We start from the raw sequence: 25,590 nt of genomic DNA on the forward strand, positions 1-25,590 counted from the left end.
AGTCAGGCTTATGTGGTGCGTGGTTTGGGTTTGCTGGAAAGTGTGGAAGATATTGAAAATATCCTGGTCGAAGTAAAAGGCGGGACACCGATCCGCATAAAACATGTGGCGAGTGTCAGTGTTTCTTCCAAGCCGCGTCTGGGGCAGGTCGGACTGGATGATGAGGATGATGTGGTACAAGGGATCGTGATCATGTTGCGAGGGCAGAATCCCGGTGAAGTCATCACTCACCTTAAAACAAAAATCGATGAACTCAATGAACGCATCCTTCCCGAAAACATTCGTGTCGAAGCTTTCCTCGACCGGACGACATTAGTAGATGCCACGGTAAACACAGTTATTAAGAACCTGCTGGAAGGAATTATCCTGGTATCCATTGTGGTATTTATCTTCCTGTTCAACTGGCGGACCACATTGATTGTAGCATCCGTTATTCCATTGTCTTTCCTGTTTGCCATCATTATGCTACGTATACAGGGCCTTCCTGCGAACCTGATTTCAATGGGGGCACTCGATTTCGGATTGTTACTCGAAGGGACTTTGGTAATCGTAGAGGTTATTTTTGTAGAAATGGAAAAACGCTCGAAGCAATTGGGTGATAAATTCTGTAAGGTATCTAAAAGCGGATTTATCAAGAAAAGCGCGGGCAGCGTAGCCTCCCATATCTTTTTTGCACAAATTATTTTAGTGGTGGCTTTATTCCCTATTTTCTCCTTCCAGAAAGTAGAAGGAAAAATGTTCTCTCCATTAGCTTTTACACTAGGATATGCCTTATTGGGATCGTTGATACTCTCTCTAACATATGTTCCGGTAATGTGTAAGGTATTATTGACCCGTCCGGTCAGGGAAAAAACGAACATCATCAGTTGTTCCCTGACAAAATGGGTACAGAAGATATACCAGTTCAGTTCACATTACCGGAAAGAAACTATCCTGGCTTTTTGTATTCTGCTGGCAATTTGTGTTGTACGTTTTGGTTTTTGGGGCACGGAGTTTATCCCGAGTATGAATGAAGGGGCTATTTATATCCGTGCCACATTACCCAACAGTGTCAATCTCGATGAGTCGGTACGTATTACTAAGGAAATGAAAGCCAAGCTACGCCAATTTGATGAAGTTCAGTTTATCCTTTCTCAGACTGGAAGACCAAACGATGGTACGGATGCTACCGGCTTTTTCAATATTGAGTTCCATACCCAGTTGAAGCCGGAAAAAGAATGGACAAGAAAGATGAAAAAAGACGACCTGATCGTACAGATGCAGGACTCCCTGAATATCTATCCGGGAATGATCCTGGCTTTCAGTCAGCCTATCCAGGATAATGTCGAGGAATATGTGGCAGGTGTGAAAAGTGCGTTGGTCATTAAGATCTTCGGACATGACCTGCATCAACTGGAAGATCTTGCTGACCGGACAGCAGCGGCTATCAGTGATGTGAGTGGGGTGGCAGATGTGAATGTGTTCCGTAGCGTCGGGCTTCCCGAGCTACAAATTAAGCTGGAAGAATCCAGGATGGCCAACTATGCCGTTTCTATGGCCGATGCACAGGCCGTGGTGGAAATGGCAATCGGTGGAAAAGCGGCTACTCAGTTTTATGAGGGAGAACGTACCTTTGACGTCAATATCCGTTTCCAGAAAGAATACCGCGATAATGAAGATAAGATCGGAAATATCCTGATACCGACCATGGATGGAAAGCATGTTCCCCTGAAGGAAATTGCAGATATCGGGTTTATTACCGGACCTACCTTTATATATCGTGACGGTAGCAGCCGTTATGTCGGGGTCGGGTTCAGCATCCGCGACCGTGACCTGGGCTCTACCATTGCGGAAGCGCAAAAGATCGTTGATGAACAGGTTACCCTGCTTCCGGAGAACAAAATGGTCTGGGCCGGGGAGTTTGAGAGTCAGCAGCGTGCCACCCAGAGGCTGATGGTCATTATACCGGCCGTCTTGTTGCTCATCCTGTTCCTGCTTTACATGAATTTCGGCACGGTGAAAGATACGCTGATTGCCGCCAGTGCTATTCCTTATGCATTTATTGGTGGCTTTATCTCCCTGTGGGTGACCGGAACCGTATTCGGTATCTCGGCAGGGATAGGATTCATCATTCTTTTTGGTATTACGGCTATCAACAGTATCCTGCTGATCGTTCTCATGAAAAGCCGGATGATCCAGACCCACGATCTGAAAACAGCCATCGACAGTGCGGTCAGTAACCGGCTACGGCCTGTATTGATGATTGCATTGATGGGATCTATGGGACTTCTTCCTGCAGCATTATCGTCGGGGATGGGCTCGGAAATACAAAAACCATTGGCCATCATGATCGTAGGGGGCATTCTGATCTGTATGATATTGTCGTTTACTGTATTACCGCAGGTTTTTTATTATGCTTACCGGAAGGATAAAAGATTGGATATCAACAAAGAATAATCGGCAATAATGTTTTAAGTTTGGAAGTTTATAAAGTAAGAAAGTTTATAAAGTTTATAAAGTTTGAAAGTAAGAAATATGAGTTTATAGTTCATAATTTTCCATTACTCGCTGACGCTCATGAGAACGACTATCGCCTAAGTTCTCCATTTTCAATTCTCCATTCTCCATTCTTTAAAACCTTGCCCAGTTTAGAAAATTAGATTATTTTTATGTTCTGATTAATCAGGATAATAATGGAATTATTACTGATAGAAGATAACCGGAAAATTAGTGAATTCATCGTCAAAGGACTGGAAGAAAGCGGATTTTCAGTAACATTGGCTGAAAATGGCATTGATGCCCGTTCGATGATTGCCGGACATGAATGGAGTATTATCTTATTGGATATCATGCTTCCGGACATTGACGGTATTGAATTACTGCAGTATATCCGCTATAAAAAAATACAGACGCCGGTACTGGTGATCAGTGCTTTAGGCGAAACCGACGATAAGGTGAAAGCACTGGACTACGGAGCAGATGACTATTTATCCAAACCTTTCCATTTCAAGGAACTGGTAGCCAGGATCAATGCATTGACGAGAAGAGCAGGAATGAAATACGATACTTCCCATGAAATACTTCAATGCGACGACTTGATGTTATATGTGGATGAACACCGGATCATGCGGGGAGATCAGGAAATCAAACTGACCATACAGGAATTCAAATTACTGAAGCTGTTGATGGAACATCCCAATAAAGTTTTGACAAGGACACAGATTCTCAATAGTGTATGGGGCATCCATCATGATACCAGTACCAATGTGGTGGATGTGTATATATCCTATCTACGTTCAAAAATAGATGCCGACAGGCAGGACAAGCTGATAGAGACCATCAAGGGAAGGGGATACATGATACGGACACACGGATAACACATATTGTACCAAATGAAAATACAAACCCGCCTGGTATTGCTTAGTTCTCTTCTGTGGGGAGTCGTTTTCATTATTGTTGGTGTACTGATTTATGGCGTATACCGGAAAAGTGTAGAAAATTCGATGTACCAGAATTTGGAAAAAACCGCCCGGATTACTGCCCTGTTTTTCTTTGAAGAGGACGAACTGAATGAGGATGAATTTGCCAAAGTCAGAAAACAGTATGAAGAAGTATTGTCCGACTATATTATCTATGATAATGACAACATCATCACGCATGGCGATGGTATGTTTTCCATCCCGGTCAAACTTCTTGATGGTATCCGTTCGAAAGGAAAAATGGCTTTCCTGATGAACGGTTTTTTGTGTTATGGCATCTATTATGAAGATAATCAGGGTAATTTTGTCGTGATCACGAAAGAGAAACAGGAACAGCTGAATAACCTGATCCGTCCATTGGTATGGATCTTATTGTCCGCCTTTATCATCGGTATGCTGGCTACATTGATCCTTAACAGATGGCTGGCACGTGCGGCTTATTACCCTATCAGGAAAATAATCAGGCAGGTGAAAAACATATCTACCGACGATCTGACTGTACAGCTCGCCATCCCGGATACCAAAGATGAACTGCAGCTATTGACAAGGACTTTCAATGAATTGCTGGAGAAAATTTCCGATACTTTCGTTATTCAGAAGAATTTTGTCAGTTATATTTCCCACGAATTCAAAACGCCTTTGGCTTCTATACTGGGAAATCTGGAAGTGTTTTCCATCCGTGACCGTACTCCGGAAGAATATCACCATTTGGTGGGAAACCTGATCGATGAGATACATCAGTTGGAAGGGATTTTAGACACATTGCTGGAAGTTTCCGGCCTGCGTAAAGATGTTGAAATTACTGATTCCCTCAGGGTGGATGAACTGATCTGGGAGATCATTGATCAGCTTTCGGCGAGGTATTCCGGCCTGAAAACGAATGTGCAGATGGAAATTCCTCCTGAGGATGAATCTATCCTGTATCTGAAAAAGAATAAAATACAACTGTTTATGGCATTGCTTAACCTGATCGAGAATGCCGTTAAATTTTCGAAAGGAAAAACTGTGGATATCCGTCTTTATAAAGAGAAAGGTAAGTTGCTACTGTCTATTACCGATAAGGGTATAGGAATTCCCAAAGAACAATTAAGCAGTATCAACAGGCCGTTTTACCGGGCAGAAAACAGTAACCAGGTACAGGGCAGCGGTATTGGATTATCCATTGCCTTACGGATACTTGAAAAGAATCATATCCCATATTCCATTGATTCGAAAGAAAATATCGGGACAAAAGTGATATTGATACTTCAATATATATAAGATTTCCGGAAAAGAATAATTTCGGTTACATTTGCGATATAAACCTATCAAACTATTCATCAATTACGGAATGGCCATATTCTTTATTGAAACACCTATGATAATAAACCGGGTTTTCCGGATTCGGCAAAATCAATAACGAGCATGGGTATTCTATCTAATCTTTATACAAATGAGAAATAATCGTCGGGAGTTTATCAAAAAATCTTTGGTTGGGGGACTTATACTCAGTACCACCGGAAGTCTGATCGGCAATACCCTGGGAGGTCACTCCGTTACGGAATTATCAAAAGATAAGAAACGGAAAAGAAGAGGTAAATCAGTAATGGGATTGCGTTGCGACCCCATCTCAGAAGTACGTGTTGCGGTGATTGGTCTGGGAAGAGGCGGCGGTGCCGTTTACCGGATGGCACGTATTGACGGCGCAAAAATTGCCGTGATCTGCGACCTGAACGAAAACAGGATCAAAAGTACGCAGGATCACCTGAAAAATGCAGGAAGGCCGGAAGCACTGGCTTTTTCGGGAGAAGAAGACTGGAAAAAAATATGTGAGCGTGATGATATCGACCTCATATACAATGCAACACCATGGGAATTACATGTCCCTATTGCCCTGTATGCCATGAAACACGGGAAGCATGTGGCCATTGAGGTACCTGCAGCCCTGACGGTAGATGATTGCTGGGCGCTGGTAGATACTGCCGAAGAAACCCAAAGACATTGTATGATGCTGGAGAACTGCTGTTATGATTTTTTTGAACTGACTACATTAAATATGGTACGGAAAGGGGTTTTCGGCGAAATATACCATGGGGAATGTGCTTATATTCACGATTTACGATCGGGCAAACACAATAAAAACGGATACCACAAAATGTGGCGCCTGGAATACAGTAAAAAACATACCGGAGATCCTTATCCGACGCATGGTTTGGGTCCGGTAGCACAGATTATGGGTATCAATCGTGGTGACAGGCTCGATTACCTTACCTCCATGTCCACCAATCAATACGGATTGACATTGTATGCGGAGAACACTTTCGGGAAAGATTCCCCTGAAGCAAAAGCAACCTATAAGCTGGGAGACATGAATACCTCCCTGATCCGGACAGTGAATGGTAAAACTATCATGGTACAGCATGACACGACCAGCCCCAGGCCATATGACCGTATACATAAGATCAGTGGAACCAAAGGTTATGCAGTGAAATATCCTGAAGAAAAAATTGCGCTTGAACCCAATGCCCACGATTTCCTGAAACCGGAGGAATTCAAAGCCATTATGGAGAAATATGAACATCCGCTGTCCAAGTATATCGGAGAAAAAGCCAAATCAGTCGGAGGACATGGCGGGATGGACTATATGATGGACTGGCGGCTGATCTATTGCTTACGCAACGGGTTACCCTTGGATCAGGATGTCTATGATGCTGCAACATGGTCCTGTATCGTGGAACTGAGCGAACGTTCCGTTTTGAACAGGAGTAATGCTGTGGATATTCCCGATTTCACCTACGGGGACTGGAAGAGTGCCCAACCCTGGCCGGTAATTGATATGGAAACGGTTTTTTCTTGATCCGGATTACTGGTTCAATGAAAAGCTTCGTTTTATTTTTATCTGTTAGATAGGTTGGTTCGCTATGTGGGATGAACGTTTATTTCCGAATAATGATTTCGTTTTGAACAGATCATAGCTTACCGTGATGGATCCCCGCATGTGAAGCATGCTGTAATCGAAATAATTGCTGGAAGATTTGAATATATCTTTCAGTCCCATAGAAAAGCGGAGTGTCAACGCGAACCGGTCGAATATCCGTCGTTCATATCCCAGCAAATAACCCCAATCCCAGTTGGTAAGGAATGACGTAAATTCCATTTTAATGGTGGACATATCCGTAATTTCGGCCATATCGGGAACAGGACCGGAAAATCCTTTCTGAGGGTCGGCGACAAACTTTCCGGAAAAAATGTAACTGTAATAAAAACCGGCAAATACGATATTTTTTTTGTCTTTGAAGTGATATTTGGCATATAGCGGTACCTCAAGCATGGTAAATTTCATATCCATTGTAGTGGTTCCGGTAAAATACATATTTACATCATCGTCCATCTGGAACTTCTGGTTGGTAACCCGTGCATCGGCTTCCATCTCTATCGTTTTATAATTAAGCTCGGCACCTAATCCCCATTGTTTGATCAAAGAAAATGAAAACTTAGCCCCGATATTGGCATTGATCTGCGGATAGGCGTTGATTTTACCCGGAATGTTCTTTGGTGGAAACGGCACTGCTCCGCCGATATCAGTGCCTACTAATAATCCCAGACGTCCCTGGTAAATAGTATCGTTTTCGGATGCAAAACAGACTATGATTGAAAATAATAAAAATACCGTTACAATAATTTTTATCATATAATTGGAATTATTCAGCTTGTTAATAGATCAATTCAAAATTATCCACCGTCAGTTTACTATCTTTTGCCCCGATGAACAAATGTCCCTCGATACTTGAAGCCATTACCACAACGAAATGGGTTGGCGTATACAAATCGTATTTTGCATTTCTTTCGATGGGTATGGTTATCCTTGACATTTCCGGAGAAGTGGTCATGACCTTTTCCCCGCGAGCCAGTACATGAACACCATCTACGGGTTCGCCGTTATAATTCAGGTCACCGGGACCTTCCCAGTATATCAGTTCTACCCATATCTGTCCCCTGTCTTCCCCGCTCAGGTTATCCAGTACATATTTTGCAGACACTCCGGAACCACTCACTTTACGGGACTTTTGATATAGCGCTCCAGGAACATACTTAGCATCTAAAGCAATGGCTGTAGGACTTGCATCGAATGGTATACCGAACTTGGTCATTTTCCTTGGTTCTTCTAAAGTAATGGTAGACATGTCAAAATATCCCAAAAAGAGTGAACCTGAAGTAATCAGATTTTCCGGAAGTTTAGTTATATCTGTGGTCATCTCTGCCGCAAGACCATTACCGTTGGCAACCGAACGTGTACCCTGTACCATAAAATTATTGGCTGTGCACCATCCCCGCCCTTTTCCGGGGACAGGATCGATATTTTCAAAAAGACCATTATCATTGATCCAGAGTTCAAAGTCACTGTTCGGCAATTGCGCTTTATCCGCTAGCCGGAACTTCCAGGTCGTTAAAGTCCCCGATCCTGAAATAATATTTACATGAGTAATGTCGGTAAGTGAACGGAATTCCATAAAATCTCCATTTTGGAAAGACTCGAAAGTGGCACCATCCGATATATGCAGGTAAGGCTGAATGCGTAAAGGCAACTGATTTTTGTCATCCAGATCGATGAAGACTTCGGCTGTTGTTGTATTAATGGCGATATCATCTTCCGAAAGTGATGAAAGTGATGATTCCATGATCTCGACCCGTTCGATATCAGCTTTGTAAGCGATATTAATGTCTCTTAGTTTTACGCTCCATTCAACCACTACTCCTGAAGCCGAAGTGACGGTAAAATATTGTATGGTGGTCAGATCATTGAATATCAAAGGTTGGGCATCGACTGTTGCGCCTTCTGACAATTTTAGTTTATCAGCATTAGGCGTTACAGTTAAAGGCCAATACTTGGAGCCTGCATCTTGTGTCCTATTAACATTAAAGGTAAGTGCTTTATTGATGTTGTCAATGACCGTTGCCGTATCCAACTTTATAAACATAACAACGGCAGAAGCTGCATTCCGGTATGTGAATGGAAATCTGTAAATATCCGCATCATCGCTCCGCATGACCATCAGTTTCCATCTCCTGTAATATCCGGTACGGCTATCGAGGATAATGAGATCCTTTGTTGTATTAAAATCATCAAAAAATAATGACTCTCCCGGAGTATATCCGATAATCTGGGAATTGGCAAGTACGGCCAATTCCGGGACAAGCTCCAGATTCATGCTTCTGGTTCTTGAAGCAACGTTGAAGATAAGTAATGCCTGTTGTTCACTGATATCTATCCTGGATAAGTCATACCCATCAGTTTTTACAATGGCTTTTTGTTTTCCCGGTGTCAATGATACGGCAGACCGGATATCGGATGTCTCATTTCCCGTTATCTCTTTTGTTTGTCTCAGGAATAATTTCCACTCCTGTACAGCACCATTTTCAGCTTCAATGGTATATTTCAGACCATCGTCGTAATTATTAAAGGAAAAAGCCAGTAATTCCTTATCCAGGGTATTATTTTCGTCTTTGATGTAGGCATGATCTGAAAGTGTGGCAACAGCAGTCATTTCCACCGGGAAGTTTACGCCTGTTGCATATATTTCAACAGTCCTTTTGATCGGATTTATAAATGCATTGGGAGCGACCATGGCATTTTCGGAAGAATGACCTGTTACCACCAGTTTTTTGAAATCGTTCATTTCATCCTGGTCCAGGACCCCTAGTTTAATATAGTAAGACTTTGTCTGGCCGCTTTTTGCAACCAGGTAAAACCGGTTAAACTGAATGTCACCTAGATCGAACTTAATATCGTCAAATGAAGAAAAAGAGGTTCCGGGAACAGCCCGTTCTGTTTCCGGACTTATTTCGGGGCTGGCGCTTATACTCATGGGAAACAGGGATACTCCACGGAGAACAGGGATCTCTATGGTATCTTTGTTGATCACCGGTGTTCCTAATTCTATTTCCGGAGGTGTAACAGAAAGTATGTTAAATGCAGTGAGTTCTGCTTTATCGCTCAGATCCGTTACTTTTGTACATGTGTTGAACAATAATAATATTGATAAAATGCATAGAATATGTTTCATTTTTTAATTTTTTGTTTCGAATAATATAGATATCCAGACCTTATAATAAGGTCCAGTATATTAAAATATACATTTAAAATGTACATAGTCAAGTTATTATGTCTGATAATTGTCTGTGTGCTAAATGATAAATACAATTGATAAAAGTAGGGATAAAAATTCGAAAATCATTAACTTTGCCGGCATTAATTATCCAACCGACAAGAAATGCTGGGAAACCTGAAACATCCGGTTTTTAAATTGATATCAGATATCCTGGAAAAGGATCAGTTATGTGCTTTTGTGATAGGTGGTTATGTTCGTGACCTGTTGATTGGACGTTCATCCAAGGATATTGATATTGTCGTTTTGGGTAATGGAATAGATCTGGCCCGTAAAGTAGCTGCAAGTATTGATCCGTCTTTGCCGGTCAGTATTTTTAAGAATTTCGGGACAGCAATGCTTCGGTATGGAAGTGATGAGATTGAGTTTGTCGGGGCACGCCGTGAGTCATACAGTCGGAATTCACGGAACCCGGTGTGTGAGGATGGATCTCTCGAAGACGATCAGTTACGTCGTGATTTTACGATTAATGCACTGGCTATATCTTTAAACAAGGAAACTTACGGTCAGTTGATCGACCCGTTTAATGGTCAGGAGGATCTGGAAAATAAGATTATACGTACTCCGTCAAATCCGGATACGACTTTCAGTGATGATCCCTTACGTATGATGCGTGCTGTTCGTTTTGCCACCCAACTTGGATATACGATAGAAAAAGACACTTTTGAAGCTATCAAAAGAAATAAAGAAAGGATAAGTATTGTATCCAAGGAACGTATTGCTGATGAATTGCATAAAATTATCCTTTCTCCCCGTCCTTCCATTGGTTTTCTTTTACTGGATAAATCCGGATTACTTGAATTGGTTTTTCCAGCCCTGGCAGCGATGAAAGGAGTAGAGAAAAAAGGTAAATTTGCCCATAAAGACAATTTTTTACATAGTATTCAGGTGTTGGACAACATTACTCAGCATACTGACCAACTGTGGCTTCGATGGGCAGCTTTGATCCATGATATCGGAAAGCCTGCAACAAAACATTTTCAGCCGGATGCGGGATGGACGTTCCATGGACATGAATTTGTCGGTTATAAAATGATTCCCGATCTGTTCCGTTCTATGAAATTGCCCTTGAATGAATCCATGAAATATGTGCAGAAATTGGTATTACTTCATTTACGCCCTATCATATTGGCTGAAGATATTGTTACCGATTCTGCGGTGAGGCGCTTGTTGTTTGAGGCCGGTGATGATATTGATGATCTGATGATGCTCTGTGAGGCAGACATTACATCTAAAAATGAACACAAAGTGGAACGTTACCGGCAGAATTTCGAACTGGTACGTCATAAACTACATGAAATAGAAGAAAAGGATGCTATCCGTAATTTCCAGCCTCCTGTATCGGGAAGCGAAATCATTGAAACATTCGGTCTGTCTCCGGGCAGGGAGATAGGTGTGATCAAGAATGCCATTAAGGATGCTATCCTGGATGGGATTATTCCCAATGAATATGGAGCAGCCAGAACATTCATGATAGAAAAAGCAGCTGAATTAGGATTGAAACCTGTGTCCAACTCATAAACTTGCATTATCATATGGAATATTATGAATTACATCAGAAATTAAAGGAAAAAGTCAATTATGATGATTTTGTAAAAATAGATGACCTGACGGATTTATATAATTTTGATTTTGAGTCGCTTTCGTGTCGGATATTACCTTGTGAGGGAAGATATCAATGTGAAAAACATAACTTTGATTGTCATTTACCCTATGAGTTTGAAAATAGTATTGCTAATCAAAGTAATACATTGAATATCGCGGATGCGCATATCACAGAGAACCATCAATTTCGTTATCATGTTTTTCATCCTTCGGGTTCGGGAAAATCCAGGGAAGTGGTTCTGATGTTCCATGGTTTCAATGAGAAACATTGGGCCAAATATCTTCCATGGGCCAAACGGTTGAGCGAAAATACCGGAAAAACGATCATTCTTTTTCCGATCGCATTCCACATGAACCGCGCTCCTCAGGATTGGAGCGATCGGAGAAAAATGTTTGCCATATCGGAGTTGCGGCGCAAACAGTTTCCTCAAATCGTCAATTCCACCTTATCCAATGTAGCCATCAGTATGAGGCTGCATGCCCGTCCGCAAAGGTTTTTCTGGTCCGGACTGCAATCTTATTATGATGTTATCCAGTTGGTAAAAGAAATAAAATCAGGAAAGCATCCCTTAGTTGAAGCCAATGCCAGTATTGATTTTTTTGCCTATTCCATAGGCTGCCTTTTGGCTGAGATATTGATGATGACCAACGAAAACGATTATTTTGAGCATTCAAAGTTATTTATGTTTTGTGGGGGGCCGGTTTTTAACCGGTTATCACCGGTTTCCAAATTTATCCTTGACAGTGAGGCCAATGTTGCCCTGTATTCTTTTGTAGTAGAACATCTCGAAAATCATTTAAAAAATGACCCGCACCTGCAACATTATCTCAGTGAAGCACATCCTGAAGGCATCTACTTCCGGAGTATGTTGAATTATGGAAATATGCTTAAATTCAGGGAAGAAGCTCTTCGGCGTATCGGGGAGCGGGTTATGTCCGTAGCTTTGGAAAATGATACGGTCATTCCGCCTTATGAAGTGATCAATACTTTACAGGGAGTAGCCCGTAATATTCCCGCTAAAGTGGAAATTATAAATTTTCCGTATGAATACAAGCATGAAGATCCTTTCCCCAGTATTACGTCAATTGCCCCGGAAGTGACCAGGCAGTTCTACCGCGTATTTGAAATGGCGGGACGATTTCTTCAATGATTTATAGTTCCATTTCGTCGGCAAAGCTATAATACCGGTTGTCGGAAATGATGATATGGTCAAGTAAGGCAATATCCAATAATGCCCCACCTTCTTTTATCTTTTTGGTGATCGACCGGTCCTGTTCACTGGGAGTGAGGTTTCCTGAAGGATGATTGTGACATATGATGATGGATGAGGCAAGCCGTTCGATGGCTTTTTTCATGATCAAACGAACATCCACGGAAACATCCGACAGACCGCCCGAACTCAACTGTTGCATATCGATGATCCGGTTGGAACGGTTCAGGAAAAGTAACCAGAACGCTTCATGTGGTAAATCACTCAATATCGGGTGAAACAACAGGAAAGTATCTTTGCTGCTTTTGATTTGCTTTTTTTCGACAATACCACTGCTTCCCCGCCTTTTCCCCAATTCCATGGCAGCAACGATGCTGATGGCCTTGGCTTCACCCACGCCTTTGTTTTTCCGGAGGTCGGATATGGTAAGCTTACCCAGCTCAGATAGACTGTTTCCCGATTGTAATAATATCTTTTTTGCCAGTTCGACCGCATTTTCATCCCGGGATCCGGAACCGATGATAATGGCCAATAACTCTGCATTACTTAAACTGATCACACCTTTTTGCATGAGTTTTTCGCGCGGCCGGTCGTCTTCAGACCAATCTTTGATTGTAAATGAATTTCCCATATAGTATTAAGTTGTAAAAAAAGAAAAAGCCCTCCGTTTGAGGAAGGGCAAATGTATCATCAGCAAATAACCGGCTTACGCCAATGTATTGATATAATTAGCCAACTTTGATTTTAAGTTGGAAGCTTTGTTTTTATGAATTACACTTTTCTTTGCTAATTTATCCAACATAGCGGAAACAGCAGGATACTGTTCCATTGCAGATGCTTTTTCAGTTGTTTGACGCAACTTTTTAATAGCATTGCGGGTAGTCCTTGCGTAATATTTATTTTCCAATCTACGTTTCTCGCTTTGCCTTATCCTTTTGATGGATGATTTATGATTTGCCATACTTCAATTAAAAATTATACCATTTTTTGAGGGCACAAAGATAGAATAATATTTCATATGCAACAAGTTTTTTGAATAATTTTACCACTTATGCTATATTTTTCAACAAAGATCATTCTCTGGTTTTTAGCAGGACTACATTCGTATATCAATCTTTGGCTAACTTATAGATTTTCAAAATGGAAGGGTGGGGTAGTGTGCCGTTTCTTCTGGCATCCCTGTTGGCAGGTAAAGTTTCCCAACGTAATAAATAAAATTCTTTATTGTTGGATGACCTGCCGCTATCGAATGTTTTCCTGACAGACATTTCCGGATAATCAGATGTTATCATATCCAGTTCATCCGGATACCTGCGTGTATATGGACGACTACCTACCGGATCCATGGTTCTTCCATCCAGTAGTATCTCGCCACTTCCGGCATCTACTCTGTGATAACCGAAGGCGACCTGTCCATTGGGAAGAGATTTGGGCCGGTCGACACTTAATTGGCTGAATACAGATCCGTTACCCTGAAATACCCAGTGGAAATCCCAGTTGGTGACCTGTTTTTTGAGCCATTTTCCATTCTCATAACGGGCAATAAATAGTTGCGTATTCAGGTGCTGATCGTATTTATGATAACCAATAAGTACTTTTCCGGACGGGTCGAAACCCAACTTAATACCCGGATTGAACAATCCGCCGCCAGGGGGCGTATCATCTACATATAGGGATGATTCTTCTATGGTGATCGGAAGAGTTACTTTTTCTCCGGCGATATTTTCCCAATTAGAGAGATCTTTGCTCCGCGCATATGATAAGGTATGATTGGTGGCGCAGTCCGGTGTTTCCCTCCAGACCCAGATCATATGGTAATAGTTGTCCGGTCCCGGAACCGGTCCGTCCATATAGGCATTTCTTTTTCCTTTACCATCAATCAATGGCTCATTCAAATAGCGCTCCCATACTTGTTTTTTTGCATCCCATACATTATATATTTCATATCCGTTTCCGCTTCCTCCATGTCGATAATGGAAAATAAATGCTCCATCCGGACCATTCATAAAAACAGGGTAGGTCATTCTGTCTTCTTCTGTACCGACCATTTTGGGTATACGGGTCAAGGAATGTATGTCCAAAGGCTTAAGGCTCCTGTAGTAGATGAGTGGACTTGCATGAAGATTGCCTACTACATGTATGTATCCTTCGGAATCTATTTTAAGTACTACATAATTGTGACTGTCCCAGCCTATTTTATTGTCCAGTATCTGATAATCCCAGATACAATTATCTGTTTTACGTGAAGCAACGGTCATGTTTTTTGCCGAATCATAATATGCGACAAATTGTTGGTTACCATGTGTACATAGTGCAAAACCAACGGGAAAAGAGGACGGAACATATGAAATATCACATACTTCCTGTATTATGGGGTATTCCTGGGAAAAAACAAATACAGGACATGAAAAAAGAAGGATCAGTAAAAATATTTTTGTATGTATGGTACGATTCATCCTGATGGAATATTTTATATATCAACAAAAATTATTGATAATATATTGGGTGATTTTTGCAGTTTCAACATATTTTAAGCACTCAGTGCTATTTGTTGTTCTGTTAAGCCGCATTGATCAAGTTGATTAAACATGATATTGATTTATTGATATTACTTATCATTGGGCTTTATTTTGAATATTTTAAGAAGTTTTACATCTTTTTGGGGAACTTCTTCTGTCCAGCTTTGCTTTTTTTGTTCGGAAGGATAGTCTCTCCAAAGATCACGCACGTTGTAATTCTGACCTGGTATTAAACCTATTCTTTCGAAATCAATGGCAGTGTTTTGTCCGTCACCAAAATTAAATACAGCCAGATAAGTGGTATCGGCTATGGTAGAGACAAACTGGTTGGCAGCCCTTTTTCCGTTACCCGAATTAACAGGACGGAATGATTTACATTGTCGCGCTACCCGGTTGAGTTCCTTTCTGGTCAGTAATTTTTCTGAGCGTTCTTTTATTTCGCTGTTGCCGCTATCGCTGTAATCATCTCCAAGGATCACTATTCCTGTAATGATGGAAGATGTGATCCTGGCCCTGTTTTCACCTTCGGAAACGCCATTGAGCAGAATGTGGTCGGCATCATTGTAATCGTACACATGGTCCAGCCACCAGCCATAATTCAATGAATTCAAAACATATTCGGTGGTTCCTTCCCTTAGATTGTCACTATACATTTTATTCCATGCATCACAACTGATACGGCGACTATGGGCATACTGCCCGGGAAAAACCGGAGCAATAGAAAGATTGACATACATTCCGGGCATATGCTCCCTGAACCAGTCGGCCAGCCATCTCATTCCATGATTGTAGGCCTGTATACCCGTTTGTACTGTCGGATCGAACCAAGAATCGGCTTCCATAGCCCCATGACCAAGAAAATCGATTTTTATGTAGTCGAATCCGGCTTGTTTAATTCTTCGCAGGAATTCTTTTTCCGTCCTGCTTTTTGTATCGGGATGAGTCGGGTCGATACACCATCCTCCGTCCAGTTTACGGGGTTGTCCACCGGCTTTTAATGCATACGGAGGGGCATTGCCGCCCCAATGCGAAAAAGGGACAAGATAAACGCCTGCCTTCTGTCCGCGTGCGTGGCAGCGGTCGACAAAAGCTTTTAAAGTCTGGTCATTGAAACCCGATTCATTCCAGTAAGAATCCAGTCCGATATATAAGGTCTGGTCTTCGCTCACGAATCCCCGGTTCTGGATGTTGCCGGCAATCCATGTCCCGGTTTGGTCCGAATTCGAATAATTGACCTTCGATTCAAGGGCGGCCCAACTGTTCCACCCAAACGGCTTCTTACCCTTCCATGCACCTTCCCATGCATAGTATTTAGGAGCCAGCAACCTGTTTGTTTTGCCGAAATCTTCCAGCCCGTCGCGCCAGTCAGCATAATACCCGATGAAAATTTTGGGAGATTTAATCTTTTTCAGGTTTACCTTTCCGTGTTCTATATGGTCGCGGGTCAGGCCGGTTGCTATACCCCCGTAGATTTCGAGCGAACGGATCCGGTTATCCGAGCATTTTGAAACAATACCCGTTTTCCATGTATCATGCTCCACCGAACCGATAATCAATCCGTTTCGGCTATCTTCATTATACAGCGCCGTTACTTCATAACTGGTGTTCTCCCTGTTGATATCGTTCGATTCGTAACGAATAAAATCATCGTTATCAAAAGGGACCATCAGCACCCTGTTTCCATTGTCGGGCAGGAAGGTATAAGGATCCATGCTTTTCAGAGGTGCCATGTAGTTGGATGCTATTGCTCCGGATGTTGTTTCCACCGAAAAATCCGTGAGTATATAATTCTGTGAACCATAGAGGTAGAAGTTTTGAATGACTTCCCAGTTGTTTACTTTTCCTGAGAACCTGACCCGGGTACCTCTGCCGGTTGCATCCTGAAATGGTGATGACGAAACGGTACCGTTCGTTAATGAATACCCGGTATTCCCGACTTTAAACAAAAGTTGCGCATTCTTAACGATATATGCAGTTTTATGGTAGATATTATATTTTCCCGTAACTGCGTCTATCTCCAGACGGTAATTGCCTGCTTCGATCGTTTCTGCCTGTATTTTCAGACAGAAAAAAAGGAAAATCCCTAAAAAGATTACCACTGTTTTTCTCATTTTATAATTTTCTGATTTTTATATTACGAAATGATACCTCATCAAAATGATCCTGCAAAGCGATTTTTCCTTTCGGAAATGTTGCAAAATCACGGCCATTGTATTGGTCGGCTCCACTCCATTTGCTGTTTTGTACCATGTCTTTCCAATGTTTGCTGTTCATATCTACTTGTGCGGTAATAATATCGTTCAGCCAAAAAGTTACTTTGCCTTTGTCTTTTAAGATCCTGACCTTATTCCACTCGCCTACAGGTTTTGGTTTTGATGTTTGCGAGGCTTCTATCAGGTCATACATAGCTCCCGCCAGATGTTTGGAATCATGCCGGTCAGCACCGTCTATATTATCCAGAATCTGCATTTCAACGCCTGTACTGGAGGCCCAACCATATTCTTTTCCTTCCCTGACACCGAAAAAGATACCGCTGTTACCTCCTTTACTGATCTTCCACTCGATCCGGAAATCGAAATTTTCAAATTCTTCATCTGTCACAAGATCCCAGCCTCGTTCTCCTTCCCTGATAATTTTAAAATGAAGTTCACCGTTTTTTACACTCCATGCCGGCAATACTTCGTCCCGGTTGAAAGAGTGCCATCCTTTGGTCGTCTTTCCATCAAATAATAATTGCCAGCCATCCCTTTTTTCTTTTTTGCTAAGGGTATTGTTCTTTTGGGCATGTACATGGACTGAAACCATGACCAGAAGAAATATCAGTATTTTCATCGGCGGGTGTTTATTTTTGGTGATTAAGATCAGGTTCAATGATATTTTTCCGTATTTCGTTTCAATCTCAGATTTTTTTATCTTTAAAAAATATTTTTCTATCATCAAGTTGTTCCAAATAATTTTCCAGTGGAAATTGATGGAAAAAATTGAAAGAAGTAAAATTAGAAAAGAAATCATAATTAGCCATATTAAGTAATACCAATAAATTACTATCATCGTATCTAATGAGCGTAATCAATTCTATCAATACAACTTAAGAAAGCAGTAAATAGTGCTTTGATACTATTGAAATTACTTATATCGATTTTTTATGGTGTATTATTTGGAATTTGTATTATGCTTTTCTACCTTTACAACTGAGAATACCTTTGCCTCATAAAGACCGATGGCAAAAATGATCTTTTGTATTGACCTGTGAGATGTTTTTTTAGAGAAAAACAAAAAGAACTCAATAAAGAAAAATAACAAAGCCACGGACATAAAAAATAACACTTTAGAAAAAATGATACCATTAAGGATATTACTTTTATTATTGATATTTACAAATTTCTGTCTTGATGTAAAATCCCAGGATCCGGTTGAACATTTTCCTGACTTCGACTACTGGAAGTCTATTAATTATGGATTTTTAATAGAGACAGGCCAGAAGTCCGATTTTTTGTGCGAGTTGACTTATAAACAAAATAAAATAATCCCATTCACATCCGTCTGGTTCAATCTGGAATACAGTATTCCCCTGCCGCAAGACAGTATCTTTACTTCCTGGAGTTTTAAAAGCTACTCGCTGGATTCGCTGAAACTTAAGCTGTTTTTTTATGGGGAGAACGAGGAATTTCTCGACTCTCTGATTTATACGCTTGACCCCAACGGGCATAATCATATCGGGTTCTTTAACGCTAAAGCCACGTGGATGAATATCGTCCTTGACGGCCGGAATTTCAGCGTACGCGACTCAGCTTCCCTTCAGATACATGAAGCTGGTATCCGGGCGGCCAACCATAATTTGAAAGACTGGTTCCGGTCTTTGGATTTTGATCTTGATGTGGCGTCCCTGATCCCTTTGGAGAAAGTGGCAGGGCTGGATGAATTGAAAAACAAAAAGATCATAGGCCTGGGAGAATCCGTACATGGTACTGAAACTGTTTTCGGGGAAAAGGCCAGGATAGCCCGAAAGTTGTTATCGGATAGTAATGTTAAGCTGATCTGTTTCGAAAATGGGGTGGATGTCTGCCTGAACTGGGACCTTTATGTACGGGGCATACATCCGTACGAATATCGTTACAAAATACTGGAAGATCAAAAAGAAACCTTCAGTGATGCAGTTGGCACTGTAACACTTCTGGATCATATCCGGGAAGTAAATTCCACCCGGAAAGAACGTGACAAGATCCGTATTGTAGGACTGGACCTGCGTTTGGAGAAAGAATACTTCTTTTATTATTTCCTGGCATATAAGGGTTTGATCCGGGATAAGGAATCCCTCTCACAACTACTGCTGAAAATGGATACGTTAGAGTACAATAATCTGTTTTACCTGAATAACATACGGGCAGCTTCCGATACTTTAAAATTACATTTCCACAGGCTGGCCGATGAAGTGAAATCCGAAAGGAAGCTGAAAACAGTAATACCGGAAAATGAATACCGTTTTTTGCTGGATATTTTACAGTTAAAAGTCCCTACTTATAGTGATAGAAAGAATAAGACCCGTCAAATCGACCGCGACTGGTGGATGTGGAAAATATTCCGGCAGGCAGTATCGTGTTACGCACCGGAAGTTACCGACAGGGTAGTCATTTTTTCCCACAGCCTGCATGTGAGCAGGACTTATCATCCGAAACACGCAAAAAGCGGTTTTATAAATAAAAGAAGCCTGGGGAGTTATATTGCCGGACATTATGCAGAAGATTACTGGGCGGTTAGTTTTCATGTGGGGAACGGAGAATCGAAATATTACGACGGAACCTTGAGTATGGTGGCGAAATATTTAGAAGCGATCGGAAAGGAAGAATTTCAGGAGCCGTTATGGGGTAGTTTTGAAAAATCCGCGAAAAATACATTACTGGAGAAGTTCTACTGTAGAAGCAATAACCTGAATAACGACCGCTATATGCTATACCGGATGATCGGTAACCGGGTGGATAAAGCCCAATTCTATCCCCTGTCGAAAGACCGGTTCGATGGATATGTGTTCATAAATCAGGCAACTTCCAGTCAGACCTGCCGGTCGGATACAAGATACCTGAACTTCCCTTATCCGGATATGGGCCGTTATCTTGATTCCCTTAAAATAAGCAGGACCCCCTACAGCAAGTCTTTTGCATTTGATACGGACTGTTTTAGCATTTCTATCTCTGGAGATCTCAGGTATAGAAATGTACGCCTGGAAACTGTTGCGAATGCAAAATTCGGTTTTTTCGAATCGAAAGACAGGAATTTCCTGGTGTTTTTTGAAGATCAGGTGTTTTTATATAAAAAAGGAGTTGATGGACTGGGCACGTTGAGGAAACAGGATCTTAAAAAGCGATTTGTGTATGACTTTATGGGTAGGTATTATTTTACTACCGCTTACTACATGGATAAAGCTGATCATGAAAAAGTAAACCATAATTATTGGACACTGTACGGGGATATGCTTGATCATCAGGATGAAGAATATGCCCAGAGAGCCTTCAATGCCGACCAGATGGTCGAGTATAATGATGATGCCAATTTTTCTTTCTTAGGAAAACGATATACGCATAAGAAAGTGATTGCCATTGGAAAAAACGAAAATTTAATAAGGATCTATTGTTATTATACCGATCAGGGATATGCTGATAAAGAAAAATATCAAAAATCAATCGAATCTATTTTAAAATTTAATTAAACTTAAAAGTGATGTTATGAAGAAAATTTCTAAAATTCAGCTAAATGCAATGAAAGATGAGTTCCCGGTATTATCTGAGCAGACAATGAGGATTATTGTAGGCGGAACAGACAACCTATGTGTTTTAGACGCCATGGTTATGGCAAGTGCTTGTGCCGGATACAGTTATACATCGTCTGATATCAGGGCCGGGATCATCGATCACCTGATGATATCTAGGGGGCTGTCTGAAGGCGATGCCGGAGACCTGCTTGATAACAATGGATTAAACGGGATTGACACAAGTGCTGTTATTTATAAGTTTTTTGGCGGTGGCGGCGTAAACAGCGGAAGCGCAACGGCCGGGGCGTGTAATATTATTACTTTTCAAACAGAAGAAAAAGATAATAAAGGTAATTATATCTATCATGCTGGCCGATTAGATGGCATAGCCGGAAATGATTGTATAATAACGGACGGAAATGGTAATACTTTTCTTGTTGACAAAAACAAACTTGGACTTATGTTTGATATATCTACAATTGACGGATCAGGAGGTGGATCGGGAGGCGGTTCAGGAAATGGATCGGCAAACGGATCAGGAAGCGGATCAGGAAACGGATGGTATTGATATCCAATAGCTATGACTCAAAAGAAATCACTCATTTTTTTGAATCATTAAAGAAGTATCTTCTTATCGACAGTTTGTCAGTCTCTAATGTGGGGTTGGCTGGTAAAGCAGGAGCGGCATTGACTTTATTCGAGTTGTCGGAAGAAGATGCTTTTTTGGAAAATTATGCTGTAGAATTTTTACAGGAATCGTTACTTTTCCCTAGTGACGATTTTTCTTATCAAGGAGTGATCGGTGTCGGAATGATATTGAGATATCTGATTGAAAATAAATTTATTGATGCCGATTTTTTTGACTTATTTGGTGAGATTCACGTACAGGTTGTTGATCAGGTGCTTTCTCAGACATACCTGAAAGAACACACTTTTGATTATCTGTTATATTTTCTTTTATCAACTCATATTACAGATTCGGAAAAAGAAAAATGTATCGATCTATTGGTTGCAAATATTAGTTGCCTGATAAATAATAATTACGAATTGCAGAAAAAGGGACACTTTATTTCTAAGAATTATAATTTCCTGATAAAAGATGAACTGCAATTTTCCTGTAAAAAGAATCATTCAGACCTGCTGATCGATAAAGTTGATGGTTTGTTTCAAGCAATCTCATCAAAATCAGATGTTGATGAGATCATTGATACAATTCTTCATATGAAACTTGATTTCAATGAAAAAGGATTCAATTTAGCAATAAGCCGGTTATTGGTTTTATTCACCCATTTTAATAGGATTCCACCTAACCTTCTTTTCTTTTTCTACTAAAAGATGATAAATGTAATTATTGTTGATCTTGTATCGGATTGTATCACAGGGATCGAACGTTATAGCAAGGTGATCAAATCAAATCATGAGCATGAAAATATCAGGATACACCATTTGATCTTTGAATCCTATAAAAACCTGCCGAAGGTGTTAATCGAAAATGATCGTTTTACCGTTAATTTTTATCTTCCCAAACAAATTTCCAGTACTAATCGATACAAACCCTTATATTTCGACCTGATAAAACGTTCATTATCGCCTTTGGTATCTTCCATGCAGAATATTGTATGGCACATGAATCATTTAGGTTTATCAGGAATCGTACAAATACTGAGGGATACATTTGGCGGGAAATACCTGCTTCATCTTCACTGTTTACCTTGGAAATACACAAATAAAAATACTGACAGATACAGAAGATTACATAGCCTATACCAGAACGAACGATATGACGATTTTAAAAAGGAAGAAGATACAGGTTTTGACTACCACAAACCTGATAAAATTATTTGCGTATCTGACTCTGCAAAATGCTATCTGGAAAAAGTCCATAAAATAGCTTCCTCCAAAATATCCAAGATATACAACGGAATAGATATAGATGCTTTTCAACAGCCAAGAAACGATTTAACAATTCTTTATGCCGGAAGGATAACAAAAGATAAAGGAATACTTGATTTTCTGGATGCAGTAAGCGAAGTAGTTCGTTCTACGGATTATTTTCCCCGGATAAAACTAGCCGGATATTTTAATATTCCACAATTCTTTATAAAAAAGAAATACCAACATTTAGATATTGAATTTCTTCATCAGATTGATTTCAATGAACTTAAAATACTATATGCGAATTCCACATTTGGTGTGATTCCTTCTCTTCATGAACAGTGTAGTTATGTTGCAATTGAAATGGCCGCATTTGGTTTACCCCTTATTGTTTCGGATGTTGATGCTTTATCAGAAATTTTTGAAGATAGAAAAACCGCACTTTTCAACAAGCTTGTTTTTAATTCAGACGGTGAACTGTGTGCAGATAAAGATATGTTTGTTAACAATATTATTGAAATGATCGAAAATGAAAAGTTAAGGCAAACGATCAGTATTAACCTGAAAAATCTATATGATGACAAATTCAGATCGGCTGCAATGCGTGAACTTACCTTTAGATCTTATGAAGGTCTTTTTGAAAAATAGAACATAATTATGACATGATGAACAATTCTTTGATTTCAGTGGTGATACCTGTTTATAATTATCCTGAAGCTTTTCGGAAAACACTTGAAAGTGTGGCCAATCAGACATATAGAGATTTTGAAGTACACGTTGTTGATGATGGATCGGAAGAGGATATTGAATCAGTTGTAAAAGAAATATCAGATGAAAGAATAAGGTATCATAAATTAGCGCATAAAAACGCTAATGTTGCCCGCAATTACGGAGTTGTTCAATCAAAGGGCGAATATATAGCGATGCTTGATAGTGATGATATATGGTTGGAAGACCATCTCGAAAAGTGCCTGGAGCTACTTAAAGAAAAAAATGCTGACGGATTATATGGTAGCTTGATCATCAACAATGTTATAACTAACCGGAAATCTATCACTTATGTTTGTGAGCCTGATAAAGATGAGGTAATGATTAATTATTTGCTGTTAAGAGGGTATGGGGCGCAATCATCGACATTGTTTATGAGTGCTGAAAGTGCAAAAAAGGTGATCTGGGACCCTGGTTTAAACAGACATCAGGATTACGATTTTGTAGTGAGGTACTGTAAAGAATACAAAATGGCAGCCAAAGAAACCCCCACTGTCATTTATAATTTAAGACCAAAAAGTCATTGTGATTTTGAATCATGTATCCGGTTCATTAAACGGGTTGAGAGTGAAATTAATCCTGAGGTATATCATTATTATCATAAGAATATGCTTGAATTGGCAAAAAGAATTAATGCAGCCCCCGAAATTATCAAGCATTACCGGAATGAACTAACCTATCATAGGGAATTGATGTCATTCAAAGATTTTATTCAAATAAAACGCCCTTCCAGTAAATTACAATTCTTAAAACTCAAAATGCAATATATCTGGCATATTCTCCGTGTTAGAGCAGCATATTGAACTGTCGGTATATACTTCTCCGGATTGATGTAAAAGAAATAAAATCAGTATTTATATTAATCGCTGCCATTTATACAGCATCTCCTTTGAGGATGTTTTTCGAAGGATATCAGCTATTTGATATTAAAGATACAAAAAGTTCCATAGTAATTAGTCGGAAAACATACTTTTTTGAATCACTTTTTCCGTAGCGCCACGGCCGGAGGCAACAAAAGCGCCTGCAATATCTCCTGCCTGCTTTAGTTGTTCCGGATATTCCAACAGGGTATTGAATATTTTAGAAAATTCTTCATAATTTCTGATAGGAAAGGCACCTCCCTGTTCTACCAGGTCAACGGCTTCCTGGAATTTTTTGTATGCCGGGCCGAAAAAGACAGGGATCCCATAAGCAGCTGCTTCGAGCGTGTTATGTATCCCTTTGCCGAATCCTCCTCCTATATAGGCAAACGTACCGTAGCGATACAAGGATGAAAGCATGCCTATATTATCAATGACCAGTGCATCATAACCGGACGGATCCACCGATGACAGCTGGGAATAGCGGATGCCTTTTATTTTCAGCGATATGATCAGTTGATCTATTTGCGTATCATGTAATTCATGAGGGGCAAATATCCATTTTATACCTTTGTTTTCCGTATTGATATAACGTACCAGCAGGTCCGTATCAGGCGGCCAGGTGCTTCCTGCCACCATACATTTTTTATCCTGTACGAATTGTGCAACATCCGGCAGCGAGCGTGCCTGGTCTACAATACTGCATACACGGTCAAAACGTGTGTCGCCGGTAACAGTAACATTATTGAATCCGGCCTGTCCCAGTAATTGTTGGGAACGTTCATTCTGGACAAAGAACCAGGTAAATGACTTTAATAGTTTACGGTACCATCCTCCGTACCATTGGAAGAAAACCTGATCGGTACGGAAATTAGCAGAAACCAGGAATAACGGGATCTTTTGCTGCCGGATCACGCGCAGGTAATTTCTCCAGAATTCATATTTGATAAAATATATTTTCTTGGGTTGTATCAATTTTATGAAACGCCGGGCATTCCGGGATGTATCAAAAGGAAGGTAAAATATATAATCCGCACCGGAATAATTTTTTCTCAATTCATATCCGGAAGGAGAAAAGAAAGTGACTACTATCTTATATTGTGGAAATTGATCACGCAGTTTTTCGATTAAAGGACGCCCTTGTTCGAATTCTCCTACTGAAGCACTATGAATCCATATCCGTTGTTCATCAGCTTTTAATTTACTAGTGATTTGATCCCAGGCATCTTTCTGACCTTTTGCCAGCTGGCTGGCTTTGATATTTCCCGACAGAGCAGCCAAACGGATAAGTAATGAATATAAGTATATGAAAAAGGAGTACACTTTTGATATGAATTAATACTGCAAATATAGTGAAAGCCGAGAGGCAAAATCAAGCTTGCTTGAAATTTTGTCCAAGGCG

At 40.5% G+C, this 25,590-nt stretch carries 19 protein-coding genes; 11 read left to right on the top strand and 8 right to left on the bottom strand.

The features are described 5' to 3' along the window. The 4 genes from LBQ60_04480 to LBQ60_04495 form a co-directional block, all read left to right on the top strand. Positions 1-2,436, top strand: a 2,436-nt coding sequence (locus LBQ60_04480; protein ID MDR2037159.1) for an efflux RND transporter permease subunit, incomplete at its 5' end; no start/stop codon positions are given. 236 nt (positions 2,437-2,672) lie between these two features. Continuing rightward, positions 2,673-3,356, top strand: coding sequence for a response regulator transcription factor (locus tag LBQ60_04485; GenBank protein MDR2037160.1), 684 nt, complete (start codon positions 2,673-2,675; stop codon positions 3,354-3,356). A 15-nt stretch (positions 3,357-3,371) separates the two neighbouring features. Continuing rightward, on the top strand, positions 3,372-4,718 hold the full coding sequence (locus tag LBQ60_04490) for a HAMP domain-containing histidine kinase (GenBank protein MDR2037161.1): 1,347 nt from the start codon (positions 3,372-3,374) through the stop codon (positions 4,716-4,718). Positions 4,719-4,890: 172 nt separating this feature from the next. Then, positions 4,891-6,294, top strand: coding sequence for a Gfo/Idh/MocA family oxidoreductase (locus LBQ60_04495; protein MDR2037162.1), 1,404 nt, complete (start codon positions 4,891-4,893; stop codon positions 6,292-6,294). Positions 6,295-6,339: 45 nt separating this feature from the next. On the opposite strand, the gene LBQ60_04500 is transcribed toward LBQ60_04495, so the two are convergent. Both LBQ60_04500 and LBQ60_04505 read right to left on the bottom strand, forming a co-directional pair. After that, positions 6,340-7,128, bottom strand: a complete 789-nt coding sequence (locus tag LBQ60_04500) for a PorT family protein (GenBank protein ID MDR2037163.1) — start codon at positions 7,126-7,128, stop codon at positions 6,340-6,342. A 22-nt stretch (positions 7,129-7,150) separates the two neighbouring features. Next, the gene (locus LBQ60_04505; GenBank protein MDR2037164.1) at positions 7,151-9,502 is read right to left on the bottom strand and encodes a PCMD domain-containing protein; all 2,352 of its coding nucleotides are present in this window, start codon (positions 9,500-9,502) and stop codon (positions 7,151-7,153) included. A 207-nt stretch (positions 9,503-9,709) separates the two neighbouring features. Here LBQ60_04505 and LBQ60_04510 point away from each other — a divergent pair, with 207 nt between their 5' ends. Beyond that, positions 9,710-11,125: a CCA tRNA nucleotidyltransferase gene (locus LBQ60_04510; protein MDR2037165.1), complete on the top strand. Its 1,416-nt coding sequence runs from the start codon at positions 9,710-9,712 to the stop codon at positions 11,123-11,125. Positions 11,126-11,139: 14 nt separating this feature from the next. Then, positions 11,140-12,360 (top strand): DUF6051 family protein, encoded by a 1,221-nt coding sequence (locus LBQ60_04515; GenBank protein ID MDR2037166.1) that lies wholly within the window; start codon positions 11,140-11,142, stop codon positions 12,358-12,360. Between the two features lies 1 nt (position 12,361). Here LBQ60_04515 and radC read toward each other — a convergent pair whose 3' ends face one another. The 5 genes from radC to LBQ60_04540 all read right to left on the bottom strand — a co-directional run bounded on the left by radC (position 12,362) and on the right by LBQ60_04540 (position 17,771). After that, positions 12,362-13,051: a DNA repair protein RadC gene (gene radC, locus LBQ60_04520; GenBank protein MDR2037167.1), complete on the bottom strand. Its 690-nt coding sequence runs from the start codon at positions 13,049-13,051 to the stop codon at positions 12,362-12,364. A 75-nt stretch (positions 13,052-13,126) separates the two neighbouring features. Then, positions 13,127-13,381: a 30S ribosomal protein S20 gene (gene rpsT, locus LBQ60_04525; protein MDR2037168.1), complete on the bottom strand. Its 255-nt coding sequence runs from the start codon at positions 13,379-13,381 to the stop codon at positions 13,127-13,129. Between the two features lie 148 nt (positions 13,382-13,529). Further along, complete coding sequence (locus LBQ60_04530; protein ID MDR2037169.1) at positions 13,530-14,876, bottom strand: BNR repeat-containing protein; 1,347 nt, start codon at positions 14,874-14,876, stop codon at positions 13,530-13,532. Positions 14,877-15,028: 152 nt separating this feature from the next. Further along, positions 15,029-17,050 (bottom strand): alpha-galactosidase, encoded by a 2,022-nt coding sequence (locus tag LBQ60_04535; protein MDR2037170.1) that lies wholly within the window; start codon positions 17,048-17,050, stop codon positions 15,029-15,031. 1 nt (position 17,051) lies between these two features. Next, a complete protein-coding gene (locus LBQ60_04540; protein MDR2037171.1) occupies positions 17,052-17,771 on the bottom strand; it encodes a DUF1080 domain-containing protein in 720 nt (239 codons plus the stop codon). 505 nt (positions 17,772-18,276) lie between these two features. On the opposite strand from LBQ60_04540, the gene LBQ60_04545 reads away from it, so the two are divergent. Genes LBQ60_04545 through LBQ60_04565 form a run of 5 tightly spaced genes read left to right on the top strand, consistent with a single transcriptional unit; the run spans position 18,277 to position 24,131 of the window. Next, positions 18,277-20,643: an erythromycin esterase family protein gene (locus LBQ60_04545; GenBank protein ID MDR2037172.1), complete on the top strand. Its 2,367-nt coding sequence runs from the start codon at positions 18,277-18,279 to the stop codon at positions 20,641-20,643. Positions 20,644-20,659: 16 nt separating this feature from the next. Further along, positions 20,660-21,253 carry a TIGR04149 family rSAM-modified RiPP gene (locus LBQ60_04550; protein ID MDR2037173.1) on the top strand — a complete coding sequence of 198 codons (594 nt, stop codon included), beginning with the start codon at positions 20,660-20,662 and terminating at the stop codon, positions 21,251-21,253. Further along, entirely contained in the window at positions 21,244-22,017 is a 774-nt protein-coding gene (locus LBQ60_04555) for a hypothetical protein (GenBank protein MDR2037174.1), read from the top strand. The genes LBQ60_04550 and LBQ60_04555 overlap by 10 nt, the downstream gene beginning before the upstream one ends. 3 nt (positions 22,018-22,020) lie before the next feature. Continuing rightward, positions 22,021-23,208 carry a glycosyltransferase family 4 protein gene (locus tag LBQ60_04560; protein ID MDR2037175.1) on the top strand — a complete coding sequence of 396 codons (1,188 nt, stop codon included), beginning with the start codon at positions 22,021-22,023 and terminating at the stop codon, positions 23,206-23,208. Positions 23,209-23,225: 17 nt separating this feature from the next. Then, complete coding sequence (locus LBQ60_04565) at positions 23,226-24,131, top strand: glycosyltransferase family 2 protein (protein ID MDR2037176.1); 906 nt, start codon at positions 23,226-23,228, stop codon at positions 24,129-24,131. 150 nt (positions 24,132-24,281) lie between these two features. Here the strand turns inward: LBQ60_04565 and LBQ60_04570 are convergent, their stop codons facing one another. After that, entirely contained in the window at positions 24,282-25,469 is a 1,188-nt protein-coding gene (locus LBQ60_04570) for a 3-deoxy-D-manno-octulosonic acid transferase (protein MDR2037177.1), read from the bottom strand. Between the last annotated feature and the right edge of the window lie 121 nt (positions 25,470-25,590).

The organism is Bacteroidales bacterium (genome assembly GCA_031275285.1).
Lineage (GTDB): Bacteria > Bacteroidota > Bacteroidia > Bacteroidales > UBA4181 > JAIRLS01.

Excerpts from the sequence above, each read along its gene's own strand:
- LBQ60_04485 (MDR2037160.1), top strand. The coding sequence starts at position 2,673 with ATGGAATTATTACTGATAGAAGATAACCGGAAAATTAGTGAATTCATC.
- LBQ60_04490 (MDR2037161.1), top strand. The coding sequence starts at position 3,372 with ATGAAAATACAAACCCGCCTGGTATTGCTTAGTTCTCTTCTGTGGGGA.
- LBQ60_04495 (MDR2037162.1), top strand. The coding sequence starts at position 4,891 with ATGAGAAATAATCGTCGGGAGTTTATCAAAAAATCTTTGGTTGGGGGA.
- LBQ60_04500 (MDR2037163.1), bottom strand. The coding sequence starts at position 7,128 with ATGATAAAAATTATTGTAACGGTATTTTTATTATTTTCAATCATAGTC.
- LBQ60_04505 (MDR2037164.1), bottom strand. The coding sequence starts at position 9,502 with ATGAAACATATTCTATGCATTTTATCAATATTATTATTGTTCAACACA.
- LBQ60_04510 (MDR2037165.1), top strand. The coding sequence starts at position 9,710 with ATGCTGGGAAACCTGAAACATCCGGTTTTTAAATTGATATCAGATATC.
- LBQ60_04515 (MDR2037166.1), top strand. The coding sequence starts at position 11,140 with ATGGAATATTATGAATTACATCAGAAATTAAAGGAAAAAGTCAATTAT.
- radC (MDR2037167.1), bottom strand. The coding sequence starts at position 13,051 with ATGGGAAATTCATTTACAATCAAAGATTGGTCTGAAGACGACCGGCCG.
- rpsT (MDR2037168.1), bottom strand. The coding sequence starts at position 13,381 with ATGGCAAATCATAAATCATCCATCAAAAGGATAAGGCAAAGCGAGAAA.
- LBQ60_04530 (MDR2037169.1), bottom strand. The coding sequence starts at position 14,876 with ATGAATCGTACCATACATACAAAAATATTTTTACTGATCCTTCTTTTT.
- LBQ60_04535 (MDR2037170.1), bottom strand. The coding sequence starts at position 17,050 with ATGAGAAAAACAGTGGTAATCTTTTTAGGGATTTTCCTTTTTTTCTGT.
- LBQ60_04540 (MDR2037171.1), bottom strand. The coding sequence starts at position 17,771 with ATGAAAATACTGATATTTCTTCTGGTCATGGTTTCAGTCCATGTACAT.
- LBQ60_04545 (MDR2037172.1), top strand. The coding sequence starts at position 18,277 with ATGATACCATTAAGGATATTACTTTTATTATTGATATTTACAAATTTC.
- LBQ60_04550 (MDR2037173.1), top strand. The coding sequence starts at position 20,660 with ATGAAGAAAATTTCTAAAATTCAGCTAAATGCAATGAAAGATGAGTTC.
- LBQ60_04555 (MDR2037174.1), top strand. The coding sequence starts at position 21,244 with ATGGTATTGATATCCAATAGCTATGACTCAAAAGAAATCACTCATTTT.
- LBQ60_04560 (MDR2037175.1), top strand. The coding sequence starts at position 22,021 with ATGATAAATGTAATTATTGTTGATCTTGTATCGGATTGTATCACAGGG.
- LBQ60_04565 (MDR2037176.1), top strand. The coding sequence starts at position 23,226 with ATGAACAATTCTTTGATTTCAGTGGTGATACCTGTTTATAATTATCCT.